Source organism: Streptomyces sp. ISL-87, from assembly GCF_018614095.1.
Lineage (GTDB): Bacteria > Actinomycetota > Actinomycetes > Streptomycetales > Streptomycetaceae > Streptomyces.
Genome location: NZ_JAGGOY010000043.1, coordinates 110,386 through 128,213, shown reverse-complemented (window position 1 = coordinate 128,213; position 17,828 = coordinate 110,386). Strand labels below are relative to the sequence as shown.

General features: G+C 61.6%; 19 protein-coding genes and 1 pseudogene. 16 read left to right on the top strand and 4 right to left on the bottom strand.

Features of this window, described 5'->3' with window-relative positions:
- Positions 1-13: 13 nt before the first annotated feature.
- Positions 14-151 (bottom strand): annotated as a pseudogene (locus J7I97_RS16960) (TerD family protein); the annotation flags it as partial.
- Positions 152-403: 252 nt separating this feature from the next.
- Between J7I97_RS16960 and J7I97_RS16955 the strand changes: the two are divergent.
- Positions 404-598 carry a hypothetical protein gene (locus J7I97_RS16955; protein ID WP_214935690.1) on the top strand — a complete coding sequence of 65 codons (195 nt, stop codon included), beginning with the start codon at positions 404-406 and terminating at the stop codon, positions 596-598.
- A gap of 21 nt (positions 599-619) precedes the next feature.
- Here the strand turns inward: J7I97_RS16955 and J7I97_RS16950 are convergent, their stop codons facing one another.
- The gene (locus tag J7I97_RS16950; RefSeq protein WP_214935688.1) at positions 620-1,450 is read right to left on the bottom strand and encodes a site-2 protease family protein; all 831 of its coding nucleotides are present in this window, start codon (positions 1,448-1,450) and stop codon (positions 620-622) included.
- A 247-nt stretch (positions 1,451-1,697) separates the two neighbouring features.
- On the opposite strand from J7I97_RS16950, the gene J7I97_RS16945 reads away from it, so the two are divergent.
- A complete protein-coding gene (locus J7I97_RS16945) occupies positions 1,698-2,612 on the top strand; it encodes a hypothetical protein (RefSeq protein ID WP_214935686.1) in 915 nt (304 codons plus the stop codon).
- A 26-nt stretch (positions 2,613-2,638) separates the two neighbouring features.
- The gene (locus J7I97_RS16940) at positions 2,639-3,394 is read left to right on the top strand and encodes a hypothetical protein (protein ID WP_214935684.1); all 756 of its coding nucleotides are present in this window, start codon (positions 2,639-2,641) and stop codon (positions 3,392-3,394) included.
- A gap of 84 nt (positions 3,395-3,478) precedes the next feature.
- Here J7I97_RS16940 and J7I97_RS16935 read toward each other — a convergent pair whose 3' ends face one another.
- The gene (locus tag J7I97_RS16935) at positions 3,479-3,667 is read right to left on the bottom strand and encodes a DUF397 domain-containing protein (RefSeq protein ID WP_214935682.1); all 189 of its coding nucleotides are present in this window, start codon (positions 3,665-3,667) and stop codon (positions 3,479-3,481) included.
- Positions 3,664-4,476, bottom strand: coding sequence for a Scr1 family TA system antitoxin-like transcriptional regulator (locus tag J7I97_RS16930; protein ID WP_374195484.1), 813 nt, complete (start codon positions 4,474-4,476; stop codon positions 3,664-3,666). Before J7I97_RS16930 ends, J7I97_RS16935 begins: the two co-directional genes overlap by 4 nt.
- 118 nt (positions 4,477-4,594) lie before the next feature.
- On the opposite strand from J7I97_RS16930, the gene J7I97_RS16925 reads away from it, so the two are divergent.
- From J7I97_RS16925 to J7I97_RS16865, 13 genes are all read left to right on the top strand, one after another.
- A complete protein-coding gene (locus tag J7I97_RS16925; RefSeq protein ID WP_214935678.1) occupies positions 4,595-4,765 on the top strand; it encodes a hypothetical protein in 171 nt (56 codons plus the stop codon).
- Between the two features lie 1,907 nt (positions 4,766-6,672).
- Complete coding sequence (locus J7I97_RS16920; RefSeq protein ID WP_214935676.1) at positions 6,673-7,776, top strand: radical SAM protein; 1,104 nt, start codon at positions 6,673-6,675, stop codon at positions 7,774-7,776.
- Between the two features lie 14 nt (positions 7,777-7,790).
- Entirely contained in the window at positions 7,791-7,931 is a 141-nt protein-coding gene (locus J7I97_RS16915; protein WP_214935674.1) for a hypothetical protein, read from the top strand.
- Positions 7,932-7,996: 65 nt separating this feature from the next.
- The gene (locus tag J7I97_RS16910) at positions 7,997-8,797 is read left to right on the top strand and encodes an aminoglycoside phosphotransferase (protein ID WP_251058870.1); all 801 of its coding nucleotides are present in this window, start codon (positions 7,997-7,999) and stop codon (positions 8,795-8,797) included.
- 1,994 nt (positions 8,798-10,791) lie between these two features.
- Positions 10,792-11,073, top strand: coding sequence for a hypothetical protein (locus tag J7I97_RS16905; protein WP_214935672.1), 282 nt, complete (start codon positions 10,792-10,794; stop codon positions 11,071-11,073).
- Between the two features lie 10 nt (positions 11,074-11,083).
- The gene (locus tag J7I97_RS16900) at positions 11,084-11,521 is read left to right on the top strand and encodes a hypothetical protein (protein WP_214935670.1); all 438 of its coding nucleotides are present in this window, start codon (positions 11,084-11,086) and stop codon (positions 11,519-11,521) included.
- 464 nt (positions 11,522-11,985) lie between these two features.
- Complete coding sequence (locus tag J7I97_RS16895; protein WP_214935668.1) at positions 11,986-12,333, top strand: hypothetical protein; 348 nt, start codon at positions 11,986-11,988, stop codon at positions 12,331-12,333.
- A 120-nt stretch (positions 12,334-12,453) separates the two neighbouring features.
- A complete protein-coding gene (locus J7I97_RS16890; protein WP_214935666.1) occupies positions 12,454-12,816 on the top strand; it encodes a hypothetical protein in 363 nt (120 codons plus the stop codon).
- A gap of 358 nt (positions 12,817-13,174) precedes the next feature.
- Complete coding sequence (locus J7I97_RS16885; protein ID WP_214935664.1) at positions 13,175-13,432, top strand: hypothetical protein; 258 nt, start codon at positions 13,175-13,177, stop codon at positions 13,430-13,432.
- Between the two features lie 302 nt (positions 13,433-13,734).
- On the top strand, positions 13,735-13,968 hold the full coding sequence (locus J7I97_RS16880) for a hypothetical protein (RefSeq protein ID WP_214935662.1): 234 nt from the start codon (positions 13,735-13,737) through the stop codon (positions 13,966-13,968).
- Between the two features lie 652 nt (positions 13,969-14,620).
- Complete coding sequence (ltrA, locus tag J7I97_RS16875; protein ID WP_214935660.1) at positions 14,621-16,441, top strand: group II intron reverse transcriptase/maturase; 1,821 nt, start codon at positions 14,621-14,623, stop codon at positions 16,439-16,441.
- Positions 16,442-16,616: 175 nt separating this feature from the next.
- Complete coding sequence (locus tag J7I97_RS16870; RefSeq protein WP_214935658.1) at positions 16,617-16,967, top strand: hypothetical protein; 351 nt, start codon at positions 16,617-16,619, stop codon at positions 16,965-16,967.
- A gap of 537 nt (positions 16,968-17,504) precedes the next feature.
- A complete protein-coding gene (locus J7I97_RS16865) occupies positions 17,505-17,807 on the top strand; it encodes a hypothetical protein (RefSeq protein WP_214935656.1) in 303 nt (100 codons plus the stop codon).
- Positions 17,808-17,828: the final 21 nt, after the last annotated feature.

Sequence of the window (17,828 nt, the reverse complement as noted above, 5' to 3'; positions counted from 1 at the left end):
ACGCCGCGTTCTCGTCCAGGAGCAGGACGGAGACATCGGCATCGCCGGCGCCCGAGGCGCTGCTCCAGCTGAGGCTGACGAGGACCGAACCGGCGTCTTCGCCGCCGAGGGCGGTCAGGCTGACGTTCGCGCCCTTTGAGATCTCCTGCATGTGTTCCCCCCCCCACTCGCCCGACACCTGGGTCGGGGACCGAGCAGGGGGCCGGGCTGTCGATCTGTCGCGCGACAGACACGGCGCGCGCGTGCGCACCGTAGCCGTCTTCCGGCTCGAAGATCGGACAAAGCCGAGATTCGGCCGGATGTGGCCTCTGGAGCCTGCCCGGCGGGGCTCGCATCGGCGCTGAGGGCGGATGGGGGACACTGGAGGGGCTCGCCCGCTCAGTGTCACCGAGGAGCTGTTCCCATGCCCCGCCTTGCCGTGTTCGCCGTCGTCGTCTGCGCCCTTGCCGTGGCCGCGGCCGTGGTCTCCTTCGTGGAGGGCAGCTTCCTCGGCATCGTGTGGGTGCTGCTGGCGGGGGTCACGTCCAACATGGCCTGGTACTACCTGCGCAAGGCGAAGGCGGAGAAGGCCGCCGCCACCGCCCGCACCGAGGGCTGATCCGGCCCTGACCCGTCCCGATCAGGACTGGGGGGCGGTGCAGAGGCCGTCGGCTTCCCGCCAGAACCGGTACAGGTCGTAGCCGCAGTACGTCTCCAGGTCGGTCACGCCCAGCGCGGACAGCAGGCCGTCCACCACGCCGAAGAAGAACTGGTTGACCTCCGGGATCCACAGCAGCGCGAACACGGCGATCAGCCCGAAGGGCGCCAGCGGTGCCACCTCGCGGCGCACCCGGTGAGACAGCCAGGGCTCGATGACCCCGTAGCCGTCCAGCCCCGGCACCGGCAGGAAGTTCAGGATCGCGGCCGAGACCTGGAGCAGGGCGAGGAAGGCCAGCGCGAAGCGGAACGCCAGTGGCACCCCCTCCAGGGCGTCCAGCCAGAACGGGGCGGTGCACACGACCGCGAAGGCCACATTGGTCAGCGGGCCGGCCGCCGAGATGAGGCTGTGCTTCCAGCGGCCCTGGATCCGGCCGCGCTCGATGTACACCGCGCCGCCGGGCAGGCCCAGGCCGCCCATGATCACGAAGAGCACCGGCAGGATGATGCTGAGCAGCGCGTGCGTGTACTTGAGCGGGCTTAGGTACGGACGAGTTAGCCCTCTTCCGAGCCCCTCGCCTGGGGCTTTGTTCTCAATGAGGGTCGCTGTCCCCTCGTGGGAGAACTCGTGAAGGCACAGGCTGACCAGCCAGACGGCAGTGACGAAGACAAACGCGATCAAGCCTGTGGGCCAGGAGGTGGGGCCGGACCAGAGTGCCCAGCCGCCACCGAGGGATGTGGCTATGAAGCCGAGGAAGATGAAACTGATCCGGGTGGGCCCCGCCTTGCGGGCGGCAGCAGTGTCCGCGTTCATGGCCGAACTCTACTGACTGAGGGAACTGCCCCCGGCTCAAGGAGCTTAGGCGCTGGGCCGCTAACACCGCCTGGCCTGCCGTGCCGTACTCACCCGCAGTCCCGCATGGTGCTCAAGGGCAAGGGAGTTACGTCAAGTTACTTGCCTCCTGCGATCTGCGCGGCTAGGTTCGCAGGGAGCAAGAAACCCCGGCAGCGTTTGCGGCGCTCCCGGGGTCCCACATCTCACCTAGAGGAGCTAGCTCTAGATGCAGGTCCAGCGTACAAGGCACACCCGTGCCTACGTCCAGATACCTAACGAGATCGCACGTCACGGCTCCCTCAGCTTGGAAGCTGTTGGCCTGCTGACCCGCCTCCTGTCTCTCCCGGACGCCAACGGCGCCACGGTCGAGCGTGTGACGGCTGCTGTGCCCAACGGACGCCGCTCTGTGGGCAACGCCATGAACGAGCTGATCGGCGCTGGCTACGTGAAGCGCGCCCGGCTCCAAGACCCTGAATCGGGCCGCTGGGTCACGGTCACCTCTGTCACGGACTCTCCGACTGACCACATGCCGACGGTCGGTCTTCCGAGTGATCAGGCTGTCGGCGGCTCTCCCAAGGGAGTAATACCGAAGGGAAATGACCTCCTCCCCGAGGCAGCCGCAGAGCCTGACGGCAGCGAGAGCGAGCAGCAGCAGCAGGAGGAGGGGGAAGTTTCCTCTCTCGACAACAAGCCCTCCGACACCGCTGACGCGGTGACGGGTCGAGCGGCGGCCTGCCTGAGCCGTCTCAGGGACTTTGAGCCCCGGCTTCGGCTCTCCACGAAGGAAGTCCTCCGGCTTGCCCCGCTGGCGGCTGAGTGGCTTGCTGACGGCCTTCACGAGATGGAGGTGATTCGGGAGCTGACCAAGAGCCTTCCGGCCTCACTTGAATCCGCGGTGGCTCTCTGCACCTACCGACTCAACAACCAGAAGCCGGAGAAGCCGGAACCCCGTGTGCCGGCGGCAGCTCCCGCCACGGACGAGCGTGCTTCCTGCCCTGACTGCCACGTGAAGTTCCCCCTGGGCCACCCCGGCGGACTGTGCCGCCCCTGCCAAGCCGACAGCGCTCCTCGCGTCAACGTTGCTGCCCGAGAGGCGGCGCTCTCCGGTGCTGCCCGCGTACGGGCCACCTTCAGCAAGTAGCAGGCCCCTCTTCCGAAAGGATCACTGTGTCTACCGCACTGCCCTGGTACGTGAAGGCTGTTCTGAGAGTGGCGATCCCAGCGGCCTGCCTGGCTGCCCTCTTCCTCTCTATCCCCGGAGAGATAGCGATGGCTCGGGCTGCCGGATGGTCTGAGACCTACTCCTACGCCATGCCTATCTGCGTCTCGGTCTACGCTCTCGCTGCTGCCGCCATCGCGGCCTACCGCAGAAGAGCAGGTCTCCCCGGGCAGGTGACAGCTCTCATCGGCGCCGCCGTGGCTCTCCTCCTGGCTATCTGCGCTCAGTCGATCTCTCACCTGATGGCGCAGGACTACATGGGGACCAGCGCGGTCCTGGTGGTAGCTGTCAGCTCCGTGCCCCCTCTCGTCATCGCGCACATGATGCACATGGCAGAGACACCCTCCCAGGAGCTGACGGCCTCAGAGGAGATGGAGATCATGAAGAGAGTGATCTCCTCCTACATGGAGGAGACGTCTGGGACCCTCCTGGACAACGCAAGGACCCTCATGAGGGAGTACGACTATCTGACGGCCAGGGCCGGAGAGCTTGCCGGCGAGGCGAGGGAGGAAGCTCTTGCCGCAGACTCTCGGCTTCGTCGCCCGACTGCCAAGAGAGCTGCTGCTTCCGAGGCAGAGATCAGGGCGGCAGCCCAAGCGCTGAAGGCGAAGGGCGAGAAGCTCACCGGCGCCAACCTGGCTGCTGTACTGGGAGTAGCTGAGAGCACGGGGTACCGATACCGACAGATCGCGCTTACCCCGTAGACAGAGCTCCGATCGTGAAGACAGAAGAGGACCCTCCCAAGGGATGTGATGGGAGGGTCCTCGATTTTGAGTCTACGTGACCACTCAGAGGTGTTCGCCCCTGGCAAAGCCGATGAAGGCAGACCACGCGCCGGGGGAGGCCTCAAATGCTCCTTGGCTGTGGTCCTTGGTGTCCCGGACGGAGACAGCTCCGGGAACGTTCGTGGCGACCTCGACGCAGTTGTCGTTCTGGCCGCTGTACGTGCTCTTGCGCCAAGCAGGCTGCGTGATCATGTGTACGTCCCCAGTGCTTCCCGGATCAACTCTTCTGACTGGCTGGGCGATAGGGCCTCAGCGTGGAGCTGATCATAGATCCTCTGAAACCGCTCTGCGTCTTCGGCGTCCAGCATGTACCGGCCCACGTCGAAGCCCTCCGTGTACGCGGAGACCTCACCGGTACGCGAGGTGAGCACGCTAATGGACCCGCCGACAGTCGGGCAGTGCGGCGGAAGGATCTGTACGTGAATGTTCGGCATCTGTACGACCTTGAGTAGATGCTCCATCTGTTCGCGCATGATCGCTCGCGAACCGATCACCTTGGTGACTGCTCCCCTGTCGAGCACGACCCACAGCCAGGGAGCATCCGGCCCTTCCAAGACCTCCTGCCGCTCGTACCGACGCTCAGCGGCTACCTGGATCTCCTCTTCCTGCCCTTCAGGGTCACCCAGCCTCATGAGTGCGGCGGCGTAGGCCTGTGTCTGGAGCAGCCCAGGAATGAGTAGGGAGAACTCCTTTATCGTCTTGGCCTTGGCCTGCTTCGCAAGGAACGGTCGAGCGTAGTCCTTGAAGCTTGCGAGGCTCATCAGGGGATACAGCTCGGTCAGAGAGTCGCCAGCGTCCAAGACTGCCGTGAGCCGTTCCACCATGTCCTTGTTCGGTGGATCGTTGGCCGTCTGGATCTTGATCAGGCGACTTTCTGAGATGAAGAGCTTCGCAGCTAACTCCTTCACAGTGAGCCCGCGTAGGTCCTGCAAGTCTCTGACCTTGGCACCTAGCAAGCCTGCTGGCGTTGTTCTGTCCAGCTCCTTACGTGGTCGGCCCACGTCACCACCCCTGTTTCTGCGGGATCTCAGCACGCACCCTGATCTACCTGGTCAGGGTAGCCAGTTGAGGGCCAGGGTTGTACCCAGAAGCCCCGAGCTGGAAGGGCAGGGAGCCCCTGTGAGTTTCCAACGTGGCATTGACCACCAGGCCGCCGCAGCGGTGGAGCTGGCCGACGCGATAGACGCACGGGCCTTCCATCGACTGACGCCCGAACCTGTGGTCCTGCCTCGGTACGACGACTCAACCGAGGTCGTGGAACGGGTGCTTGAAGGGCTCAGAGCCCTGTGAGGTACTTCCGGCCTCCCTACCAGCCATTCACGGGTCAGGCGGTTGTGGACGAGCGCAACGGGCGCGTCTGTCGCGTCCTTGTGGACGTGGAGGGACTCGCTTGGGTTCGCCCCCTGCTTGGGGGGCCTCGCCGTCGAGCAGTGGTGAGCCAGCTACGCAAGGCCCGACACGACGAAGTCAGCCGGGAGTGGACCAGGAGGGCGACGTGAGCAGTGGCGACGAGCTTGGAATCCAGAGTGGCCCTGCCCTAAGCCGGGCGCAGTTCAGGGCCGTCGTCTCTGCCGGCTTCGAGGGCCATCATGCGCAGAGGCGGCTTGCGGCCAACCAGTACGGGAGCAACAGCGAGCGCGAGGGTGATGCGCTCCTAGCCGCTCTTCCCGTGCTCCTCCAAGCGGCAGTAGGCCTGACTGAGGTGTCTCGAAACGTTAGCGGGCCAGCCAGCAACCCTGATGATCGACCTGAGCTGACGCTCATTCCTGCTGATGCGTACTGGCCGAAAGATGGGACTGTCCAGCCGTCGATGAACAGCGTGGACGGATGGTGTCTTGCCGGAACGGATTTGCCTCAGTTCCTTTGGGGCCTGGCCGCCGAATTCGTCCGAGGTCCTATCGATACCTTGCCGTGGGAAGACGGATTGGTCTGCGTTCTTCGCCAAGATCACTTTGGGGATCATATTGGGCAACTAGCCGATTCGTTCGACGACGAATACGGGCCCTCAGCCTTGTGGCTGCGCTGGGACGACTCAGGCATGCGCTGTCTTCGCACACTGCCCTACTGCGCCACCTGCGCCCAGCCCCGGGGCCACAACGGCGCCTGCGGTGCACCGGGTGAGGCAGCCGGATGAAACAGTCCGCACAGGCGATGAAAGAGAGCCGTGACTACGTGGCCGCCCACGAGGACAAGCTGAGAAAACGACTGACCAACGGGGAGACCTACGTTGAACTCTCCGCACAGCTAGGGATCAGCATCAACGTCCTGCGGCGCATGCTGGAGATCGTCCTACCCGAGAGAAGGAACATCGGTGTCCACCCCCCTTGTATCTGTGAGGCTCGAAAGGCCCGTGAAGTGCGTGGCGTGGGTGCAGCTCTACTCCCATCAGGTAGCCGCAGTGCGGCGCGGTGAGGAACGCGCCTCCTGGTACACGGGCTGGGTGAATACGTCCGCAACCTGCGGACGTGCTAATGGGCATGGCGGCTGGCACGAGGCCGGCATGAGACCCAACCCCGCTGAGCAGGGGGGTGGAGAAATTGGAATCCGTTGGCGTACCGGTGATCACGGTTTCCAAGTAGTTCGCCTCCTGCCCCTCCGGAGGGAGTCCGCATGACGGATCAACGCCTCGTATGTGAGGCGAGAGGGCTCTTGACTCAAGGGCTCCTCAATCGCTTGGTCGTCACGCTTGATCACGATTACCAGCGCGTGGCCAGGGAAATCAGGACCCCCAGGAGAGTCAAGTGCATGTTCGAACATGAGGCTGGACCTCACTGGGACATGTTGGTGGACACCCGTGAGGCACCTTTGGCCATGTGGTTTAGCTGGCAAGGCAATACTGGGCCAACCGGCATCGCCGTACACCTCGACTGCATTGTCAGCGACATAGCGCCGGGTGGCAGTAGCACTCCATGTATGGGGTTCCTTGGGCACCCTGGTGGACATACGTGGGAAACACTGGACCCCGCTTTGCAGCCCTGACGCGACGTCCCCTAGGCTCCCGCTCCTACTGAATAGCAGACCGCGTAACTCTCCCCAAGTCACGGTCTCTTCAATAGGAGCGGGCCACCCTTTCGTAGCTCAGTCAGGAAGAGCGCCGCAGTTACCCCACGTGCGGTAGACCCCGGTTCGAGTCCGGGCGAGAGGACTCCTGTCCCTTCAGCGGGGCGAGGATCTGCAAACCATTGAAGGAAGTGATCATGCACGCGCTGATCGCAAGTCCGTATCAGGACGAGCATATGCTTCTGCGTCCAGGTAGCACCAAGGCGGTGAAGATCCCGCAGGGACACTTCAAGGTCCTTGAGCATGCTGCGGCGTTCGGGGAGCCTTCGCCGGACTGGCTGACCAATGCGGTAAAGCGCGCATGGGGGTTGGACCTGAACGGCCGTCCTGTGGCCGGCAACGTGCTGATTCGCAAGCCGGGCGGGACTGGCCACAGTCGGGCTACCTACGAAATCAACCTCGGGTGCGACTACGACTGTCCTGAGTGCTACCTCGGAGAAAAGCGTTTCGAGGGGCTCGATTGGGACGACAAAGTTAAGCTCCTGTACGCCGTCCGTGACTCCGGAGTCATCTGGTTCCAGTTCACGGGAGGTGAACCGCTGATCGACCCCCATTTCAAGCAGGCATACCGGCTTGCGACCGAGTTGGGGATGATGGTGGAGATCCTTTCGAATGGGTCTCGACTCCATCAGCCGGAGTTGATCGACCTCTTCTGTGAGTTGCCTCCGGAAAAGCTCACCCTCAGCCTGTACGGGGCCACTCAGGAGACGTACGAGAAGGCCACGAAAACGCGGCACTCCTACAAGAAGTTCTGTAGGGGCCTGGACGCGGCCGTAGAGGCTGGGCTGAACGTCAAACTCAGTTTGGTCATCATCAAGGAGAACGCCCACGAGCAAGACGCCATGCGAGCGTGGGCGGACCGCCTTGGAGTGCCATGGAGTGAGTACGCCCTCATGTCACCCACCATCACAGGCGGGGCTGAACCACTCGCCAACCAGTCTCCGGCGCACCTTCGCGAGAGGCAGCCCTTCACTGGCTGTCCCGCAGGGCACACCTTCTACCACCTCAACCCCTTCGGGCGAGCTTCGATCTGCAAGGTGGGTCGTGACCCGAGCATCAGCCTCGTGGACGACGGGGTGGGTGCCCTAGCCCAACTCGGCGGCATTGCCGATTCCCTAATGCTTCGCACCGGCGGATGCTCTGGCTGCCAGCTCTCCGGCTCGTGCCGGGTGTGTAGGCCCATGGCCAAGCTCATGCAGGAGGCGAAGGCTCCACTGAAGAACTACTGCCAACACGGATAGAAGGAGTGAGTTCAATGACCGTTACCCTCGCACTCTCGCCCACGCGGCTGATCGACCCGCCGAAGGACGTGGAGGAGCTGGTGATCATCGAAAACGTCCAGGACTACACGGCCTCGATGGCCCCGGCCTGCAACGACGACAACCCGTACACCTAGATCACCCGCTCGGGGCCCCGGCGTAGTTCTCGCCGGGGCCCCGCTCCGTTTGAGAGTGTCTGGCTATGACGACCGATCGCCTGAAAGTGATCCCTGCTGACGTTCTGGCCCTCATCGCTGGGCAGACTGGGACCATCAAGAAGTACGAGAATGCCGGGGGCGGACTCAACAGCGAGATCGCCGCCCACATTCACAGCAACGCTGGCACGGCCTTCGTAAAGGGCCTCCGCCTTGATCACCGCCGGTTGTGGACTCAGCGGCGAGAGGCCGAGATTGCCCCCTACGTTGAAGGCATTGCCCCCGCCTTGTTGTGGCGGCTTGAGGGCGCCGGCTGGGACCTCAACGCCTTCGAGGACGTTGCTGGACGCCACGCTGACTACTCTCCCGGGTCGTCAGACCTGCCGCGGATTGTAGAGCTGTTGAAGCGCCTGTCACAGGTCAAGGCTCCGGCCCTTGGGCTGCGGAGCATGGCGGATCGGATGCAGCACCACACAACGAGGGCAGACCTGTTTGAGGGGGAGACCCTTCTTCACACGGACTGGTTCCCGACGAATGTCCTCGTGGACCAGGTGGGCAACGTTCGGATCGTGGATTGGGCGTGGGCAGCTACGGGTGCCGCGTGGATCGACACGGCTTTGTGGATTGTCTGGATCATCAAGGCTGGGCATACTCCGGAGGAAGCTGAAGAATGGGGCAACGATGTGCCTGCATTCCGTGAGGTACCCGGAAATGCCTTGGCGGCCTTCGCGGACGCCACTGTCAGCGTTTGGACAGAGATTACGGCCAATGAGCCTGAGGCATGGATGACTGAAATGCTCGATGCCGCCCGTAGCTGGGCGGCCTACCGATCCCTGCCTACAAGCTGAGCAAGAACCAGTATGGCCCCACCCCGGTTTAGGCCAGGTGGGGCTTACCTGTACCTCAGAACAGTCTTCAGCGCCGGGGTATAGAAACCCCGGCATATATAACGTACGTGTCCTATTCGGGCATTCAGGACGCCAGTGTGAGCGAGGCCACCAATAATGTTGTTACCGCACCCAAGTGAGGCAACATTAGACGCCCTCGGGTCCTCCTGGGCGGCCTGTAGGAGGCCGCGGCGCCCTGTGCCGGCTGTCGTGAGAGCCCCCGAGGGGCACGGCTTGTGACTTTGTGAAAGATGTCAAACCCGTACACGATGGCAGGAAGGTGCCCCTGCGGTCCTCATGTCAGCATTCTCGTTATATTACCCCCGTATATATGCATCACATGGGGTGCGGTAACAATAATTACTTGTGCGCTTGTGAATGATAATGATGCATCACCTAATTGGTGCATCAATAGGAGCAAGTAATTGGCCGTCAGCTACTGCCCAGTAAGGTGACTCGGCGTCAAGTGATATTCGTTGTCATTTGACCACCTATCAGGCTTACCTGACTACCCGTCAATACGGCCAGTCAGACGCTGAAAACGCCCCCTCTGTAAGCACCATTGGTCCCAACGCTACTGACTCTGACGCATGGTCAGGCATTCCCTATGTACCGGTATGTCATAGGCATAGGTAAAGGGAATGCAAAGAAGTTGCCTCCTGCGATAGTGCCTTTATGTCCGCAATGCCGCTATTGCCGGCGGCGAGCGCACCCCTTCTGACCTGCGGTTTAGTGGTGCCCAATGTGCGCGCGTGCGCTTCCTGAATCACCCTTCGAGAGTTACTTGCCTCCTGCGATGAATCAGGGCAGTGTCCTCCCTGTCACCAACCGCCCCGACCGAACGGGGCGGACAGGAAAGGAGGTAAGCGAGATGAGCGCACGGTCCCCACCTAATGAGTGCGGGTGAGTCTCTTACTCACCGGGCCCGGAAACGGCCCTGATGGCGCCTAGGGCGGCTTTAGCTGCAACCGACGCACCGTTTCCTATCCCTCTGCGTACAGGGCCTTTCTAGGGCTGACTGCGTAGCTCCTTGAGAACTCAACAGAGTGATGCCTCAGATCAATGATCACGCAAGCACCTTTCCTCTGAGTGTGCGTGTCTCGCTAAGTGCTGCCGTTAGCACTGAGTCCGCATAGGAGGTCCTGAATTGGCGGGGACCTACGGCCAATGACAGTGCATCGACGGTCCATGCACAGTGCACAACTGCGATTGCCTACGGCTCACACACTCAACTGATGTGGCAAGCGTGCCAGGGGTTAGCTGACTGATACTCAACAGACCTACTGCGTGCGTCTCTAAGCGTCTCCGAGTGAGTGAGTCGGGGGGAGTGTCGGTAAGGCACTTACAAGGGCCCTGAGGGGCCGACCAGACACCTTTAAGGGGTAGTCATGGCAGTAGCGGCTGAGTTTATGAACAACGGGCGACGTGAACGCGGGTTGATTCCGCTCAACACGTTCTCATTCCAGAGAGAGAACCTGAACCACGGGGTTTTCAGTGTCACCATCACGGACTCTGACGGCCCCTTCACCTATGAAGTGCGGTCGTGGGGAAACATGATCCGCTCTGTAGAGGGGTTCACTCGGAGTATCGCGCATGTCGGCATGTGTCGCCGCGCAAAGGTGGACATCTTCCGCACGGGATACGCCCTGGTGAACGGGCACAACATTCGAGTTAGCCCGGTTGGGTAGCTCGGCCGGCAACGGCACAGCTCTGCCCAAAATGAGAGGAGCGAGAGTGACATACGAGGTGCTCTATGGAGTCGTCTGTACTCGCATAGACCAGTTTCACGCGGACGGCAGACACCGCCGAGTGATCTACGTCCATCGGTCTGAGTACCGGACGTGGGACGCATAGCCCTTTCGTAGGGGAGTCGGGTGCACGGCGGTTAGGGATGGCTTTCCGTGCACCCTCTCACCCATTGCGAGAGACGTAGTGGAGTAGGAAGGGAAGTAAGCGTGCTTGACGGATTCTGGAAGTTCATCGAAGCCCAGTTGAAGGAGCTCGAATCGGCTCGTACCGCCGATGACGTGATCCGAACCATGAGGGCTGATGACTGCGTCGGAGACGCGTTCTTCGCCGGATCGGGCGGGGACGAAAGCGTGTGGGGCGCACTGCACACCGCTGGATGGACCACCATTTGGGTGGAGGCGGATTACTACTTCGCCATGCGTGCCCCGGACGGCTCTGCCATCACCTATGTGGAGGGCGACATATACCGGGGGGACCAGCGTGCCTAAGACAGCTCAGATGGTTGCAACAGTGGGGGATAGTCAGACTCTGCACGCCATTCGTGGCGAGTTTCGCTATGACCGCTCAGACAACCGCACGATGTGCAACCGCCCTACGTCGGGTGTTCAGCACTGGCAGTCCGGGGCGGAAATTCAGATCACCTGCAAGGTGTGCCAGCAGGCGGGGCCGCGCTGGATTGTCTACATGTACCGGGGTGAGGAGTTCAGCAGTGAGTTTGGGCTGATCACTGCTGAGAACGGGCGGAAAGCGAAAGAAGCGCTGAAGGAATACGTGGGGGCGGGTACTTCCGCTGAAGCGTCCGCGTCCCTCTACCCCTATACCCCTGAAGACTGGGCAGATGCCCAGGATTTCAAGGATGCGGGGTGCCCCTTCGATTATCCGTCCAAGCTCATTGAGCGGGGGGCCCGTGGTGGCTTTCGGGTGGTGCAGTGCTGACGGAATACAAGCGTTGTGACCGGTGCGGGTGTAACCACCCCGGGCAACTCGTGGAGTTCTTCGAAAGCGGCAGGCGTGAGGCTCTGTGTTTCACGTGCTGGCGGCCCCTGAGTAGTTCCGGCACTCGGGAGGTCAAGGTCATCGACTGGATCAACAAGTACGGCAAGTTGCAGCACGGAAAGAGGAATCAGTGAAGACCTTGGCGGGATTCGTGACCCTGGGTTGTGTTCTGGGTCTGGCAGTCGGTATGGCCATACGGCCGCAGGTCGATGCAGTCGAAACATTCAACGACGGTTTCCAGACCGCCCTGTGTGCCCCGACGCCGGATAACCCGGACGTCTGGGAGGACGGGGCAGGAAACATCTGCGTCAAGCCGTAGTCGTCAGTACGGGCACACGGATTAGGGATGATTCCGTGTGCCCCTCTGTCTACTGCGTCCGACAGTAGGGACGAAAGGCGTGTCAGTGGAACTTAGCCTGTTTGCTGAGCAGTACATCTCAAGTGCGCTGGCAGACGTGCACAACAGTGAGGAGTGGACGCGGGACACCCCGCCCACCCTGGATGATCTGAGCGACCTCACAAAGGCGCGAATGCTGAATGACTGCGCGTCATTCCGATACGCCGCTGCCTCGCTTTTCGAGGGGCGCGAGTCCGACGCGGGACATGACTTCTGGATGACCCGGAACGGGCATGGGGCCGGTTTCTGGGATGGGGACTGGTCCGATCCTGCGGCAACCATTCTCGACGTTGCTTCTCGTGCCTGCGGAGAGTTCGCGCTCTACGTGGGGGACGACGGGAGGATACACAACTAGCCAAGGGAGGGGTCTGCCTCCGCCGGCACCGCGGAATCAGGTTCGTTGGGCACGGGGTCTAGGGATGGGTCTCCGTGCCTCTTTCATGTCCGCCTACGGGCGGAGACAAGGAGACAGGAAATGCAGACGTACGTAAGTCGCGACGCGTGGGGAAACAGCGAAACTCGGCCGATCGGGGAGCCGATCACGCACAAGGAACAGACACCGTCTTCGCTGGTCGGTCGGCTGGTTCTGGTTCGGCCTTTTTACCACGCACCTAGTAGCAGAAGTGGTCTCAAGTCGGTGCGCTCGCCGTTCGTCTTCGAAGCCCAAGTCATTGAGACGTTTGGGGAGGACATGGTGAAACTTCGGTTCACCTGGGAAAGCGGCAACACCCCTTGGGCGGAAACGGCTGTCTTCTACCCGAACGAGTTGCATCAGGTGCACGTATGTGAGTGTGCCGCATGCAAGGGCGATGGTGCAGAAGCCCACTGGGGCGCGTAAGTCGAGTAGCTAGCGACTCAATATCGGGGGCAGGGAAGTGCAGCCACGTGACTGTGGTCAGTGACGCCCTGCCCCCGGTATCGGGCTTCTAGAGACCTACTCAAGAGGCACGATGAAGGGATTCCCTTTGAACACTGGCGATTTCAGGTATGGCCACCTGGACCACCTTCAGACCTGTTGGAGTGCGACCACTCCAGGAGAGATTCACGCTACGTGGTCCGGACACAAGACCGCGTGTAGCTTGCTCGTGATTGAGGCTAAGCCGTGCGCTGACTCTTCCGTGGAAGAGATCACGTGCGCCGAGTGCGGGGCAACAGCGGTATTCGATCTCAGCACGGCGCGCAGGCATGCTCGCATCGTGACTGAAAAGTACGAAGCATCAGGTGCCCTTTCCTTCGAGGCCGCATTCGAGCTTCGCGAAACCGCTGTCAAGGTTATCGCTCCGCAAGCGTTCCTTGCGCGACGGAAGGGGGACTCCTGGAACGCTATTTCCACTGAGTTCCTCATGAGTACCGGTGCGGCAACAGGGGATGACCCGCAATCGCGCTTTGTGGGCAAGGTTGGGCTGGCAGTCATCGACGGACTCAAGGTGTCGGAGTACAAGCCGCAACGTTAACCGCTAGGCGGTGAGCTTGGGGCGCGGAGACATAGGGATGTCGTCTCCGTGTCCTTTGCCCGGCACCTATCGAAAGGCTCTACCTGTGGAACGTAGGGAACTGGAAATGCTCCGCGATTCTGGAGAGATCCGGAACTTCGGAGCTGTATGGGGTACCGCATTCGGTTCCCGCTACGAGGGATGCAGGGGGCGCGTGGAAACCGTGGGGTTTCCCGCAGCGCCCGATGTCGTAATCATCCGTGACGTCAGCGGAAACAGGCACCGTTGGGACCGTTTCGCCATGAGTATTGTGGAGGCGTGAAATGACTGAAGAGACCCCGGAAACTCCGGACCTTGACCCCGTGCTGAAGACGGGGGCGAGCAAGCGCAACATTGACGCTGCCAGAAAAGCGCTGTCGCGAATCTATGAGCTGGGATGGGAACCACTTGCGCCCTACCCGGGTAGTGACACGCACTGGCAGGTGCGTTGCCTCTTCGGTTGCGGAGAGGACGGCAAGAACTGGGAGGGGGTCATGTTCTTCAGCCAGTGCGGCTAGAAGTCGCACAATCAAGGGCCTGCCCGGAAGGAGATAAGGGCGGGCCGGTCCTGTGACCAACGGACCGTCCACCGCTCAGCATGCGTCGGGAGTAATCCTTTCGTGTGAAGCCTGAGTTCGTGACCGAAGGCCGAAGCGTCCACTGCGACGGTACGGGTCCGGTGGAAGTTCGGACGGGTGAACGTAAGTGAATCGTCATTGAGGTCTCGTAAAGAACGAACCGCCCTAGTGGGTTGTAGCCGGGCGGAAAAGGAGCAGAGGGTGAGATTCCCTTACACGATCCGCCAAGCTGGCTGTGAAGGCGCGGATAGGTCACCGTGGCTCCCGGGATAGAGACGGCACCCACCCCGAACGCAACTTGATTGTGTGGAACTAGACAACCCCGTAGAGGTCCCCCAGAAATGGGGGTAGGCCGGAGGCAACAAAGGCACAGAACCTCTGCGGGCGCAGGATGGTCCGAGAAGCGAATGCCACTGGGGCGAAAGCTCAGGGGAAAGGCTGGACAAAGGGTCTCCACCCTCCAGCTATAACCTGGTGGATACCGGCCTCATGGCCGGACCCGAAAGGGGGCCCACGCGGACCAGGTTCGTCCTTGAAGAACCAGCAAACCAACGCCGACATAACGACGGTGCACGTTAGACAGGGAGGACAGATGGACGAGAACGCGGGACGGAAGTCCTTCTGGAACGAAACCGGCGACGACGCCGAAACCTGGCACAGCATTGACTGGAACCGGGTGGATGCGGACGTAAGAAGGCTTAGGCAGAGGATCTTCAAGGCTGCTCAGGAATACGACATGCCGAAGGTCAGGAACCTCCAGAAGCTCATGTTGCGCTCGACGGCGAACACTCTGCTGAGTGTCCGGCGGGTAACGCAGGTGAGCCGGGGGCGAAAGACGGCCGGCGTGGATGGCGACACAGCGCTCACTCCGCAGGAAAGGGGCCTCCTCGCGAGGCATCTGATCGCGGAGAAGAACGTGAAGTCGTCACCGGTAAAGCGTGTTTACATCCCGAAGGCCAACGGCAAGACCAGGCCGCTGGGCATCCCGGTCATCCGTGACCGGGTACAGCAGGCCAGGGTCAAGAACGCCTTGGAGCCCGAGTGGGAGGCCCGCTTCGAGGCGAGGAGCTACGGCTTCCGCCCCGGACGGGGCTGCCACGACGCGATGGCAGCGATCTACCAGATCGCTGGCAAGAAGCAGGCCCACAGGGTGTGGGTGCTGGACGCCGACCTTTCGGCGGCGTTCGACGGCATCAGCCACCAGCACCTGATGACGTCCCTCGGAAAGTTCCCCGGAAGGGAAATGATCCTGGGATGGCTGAAGGCGGGGGTAATGGACAAGGGGAAGTTCGCGCCCACCACGGAGGGAACTCCGCAGGGTGGCGTCATCAGTCCTCTTCTCCTGAACATTGCCCTCCACGGGATGGAAAAGGCAGCGGGTGTGGTCTACCGCAAGAAGGGTGCCCACAGGGCAGTCAAGGAAGACTCTCCCGCACTGGTGAGATACGCGGACGACTTCGTGGTCATGTGTCACACGGAGGAGCAGGCGTATGAGTCAAAGCGACGGCTGGCGGAATGGTTCAAACCGAGGGGGGTGGCCTTCAACGAGGAAAAGACGCGAGTCGTCCACCTCACCGAAGGCTTTGACTTCCTGGGGGGCAACGTCCGCCGGTACAGCAACGGCGTAACTCTCATCAGGCCGAGCAAGGACGCCATGAAGAAAGCTGCGGCACGTATCAGGGAAATCATCCGGGAGAACCGGGGACACGAAACCAAGCGTCTGATTGGCCACGTGAACTCGTTCATCCGGGGATGGACCGCGTACTACCGGCCGTGGAGTTCAAAGGATGCCTTCAAACACCTCGACTGGCTTCTGTTCAACCAGCTATGGCAGTGGGCGAACAGGAACCACAGGAGGAAGGGAAGGGTCTGGATCGCCAACCACTACTGGAAACAGCGGATCAAGGGAAGTAAGAACCGCTGGATCTTCGGGGACGACGCGGGGTACATCACTCCGGCAACCCACACGAAGATCGTCCGTCACGTCCCGGTCATGGATTCACATTCGAAGGATGACCCGGCGCTGACGCAGTACTGGAAGGACAGGGCCAGCAAGCGGAGCAAGTTGGAGACGGAGAGCAAGTTTCTCCAGTCTCTGGCAGCGAAGCAGAAGGGTCTCTGCCCGGAATGCGGTCTGGATCTTGTAGAAGGCGCAGAGTTCGAACCGGACAACGTCCACGACTGGATCGCCTGGTTCGACGCGCGCCGAAAGGCCCTGAACGTGCACCACAAGATCCATCGGGTGCACGGCGGGACCAACGACTACAAGAACCTGGTGCTCCTGCACACGCAGTGCCACCACCAGCGCCATGCCCTTGAGGGCAAGGCGCAGAGCAGCCCACAGGACGTGCTTGAGCCGGGTGCGGTGAAAGCCGCACGCCCGGTTCTGAGGGGGCCGGGGGTTCAGCAATGACCCCTGGCTACCCGACCATGCGCCGTGCCAGGCGACACAAGGGCTGCCTGTCCAAGGATCTTCAGACGGCCGCCGTTGAGGCGCTGAAGAACGCTCGCTAGCCGTCTGAGCTTGGGATACGGGGAAAGGGATGATCCCCGTATCCCTTGCTCGGTCTACTCACGAGAGGAAGCGAATGGAACACACGCACATGGCAGTCGGTGAGACTGATGGTTTTGCCTACCGCGTTGATATCCACTGGACGCCCAGGGTTTCTCGGGTAGAGGTCACCGTGCGAACTGCGGCGGACCTGAGGGAGCACGGCACGTACGGGGGAATCCGGGCGGAGCCGATGCCCGCCGGCACCGTGGGGGACACGTTCCTGGATGTCCTTGCGGCCCAGATTCTTGGTCCGTTCAAGGTCATTACGGCGGATTGGGTCGTTGACCCTGTTTCGCTCGCGGGTGAGTACGTGAAAAACATCGGATTTCAGTGGGTGCCGGAGAAGCTCGCGAAGAAGTCCGATGAACCCAAGGGGGGCAAGTGAGTACCTCAATAGTCAGGCTTTTGGTGGACAGCTCAGGGCTTCGATCCGGAGACATCGTGTGCGAGTGGGGTATGCGAGTGCTGATTGAAGGTGCCCCCCACGTCTCTGTCCGCAGAGACCGCACTGTTTACCACTGGCAGGGAACAGTCATAAACCTCGAAGAGGTTTGGGAGGAAAATTTTGTGCCTCGAAGCTTCCTGACTACCCATAAGTGGCAGGGCGGTTGGGTCGTTGACCGAAACGACGTCTGGGCGATTCAGGGCAACGAGTTGGCCTGGTGGTCGGTAGAGCGGGCCACCGCGTGAGCGCGATGAGAGCCCTAATCCTGGACGCGAGAACTGCCAGGGAGGGCGGCCGGAAGGCTGCCGCTCAGGCAACTGCTTGTGAGCGCATGGCGGCCTACGGGTCTCTGTGTGAGTCCCTGGGTGTTGCGGCGAACTCTTACGCCGTACCGCTTTCTGCGGCTCGCGCTCTCGTACGCGAAGCTGCACGTGCCTTTCAGCTCGAACTCAGGAAGCAGAACGGAAGGGGCAACAAGTGACCGTATACATGGCTGCCGATATCGCAAAGAGGCTGGCCAAGTCAGACGAATTCCTGCGAAGGAGGGAAACCATCCTACGTACCGCCCTTGAGGTTTACGTCCGGCGGATGAACGAAGCGGCTGACGTAGCGCAGAAGGACTATGAGGCTGGACAAGCTGACCCTGCGGTGAAGGAGCATCAGGACACTTCCATGATGACGAACTTCGGCCTCAAGCACTGTGCTGCGATGTTCAGGGATTCCGCAACTAGTGCGGAAGTCGCCATGACGGAACTGATGGACCTGATTTTGGGCGAGTAGAGAGCTGAGCCTCTTTGGTGA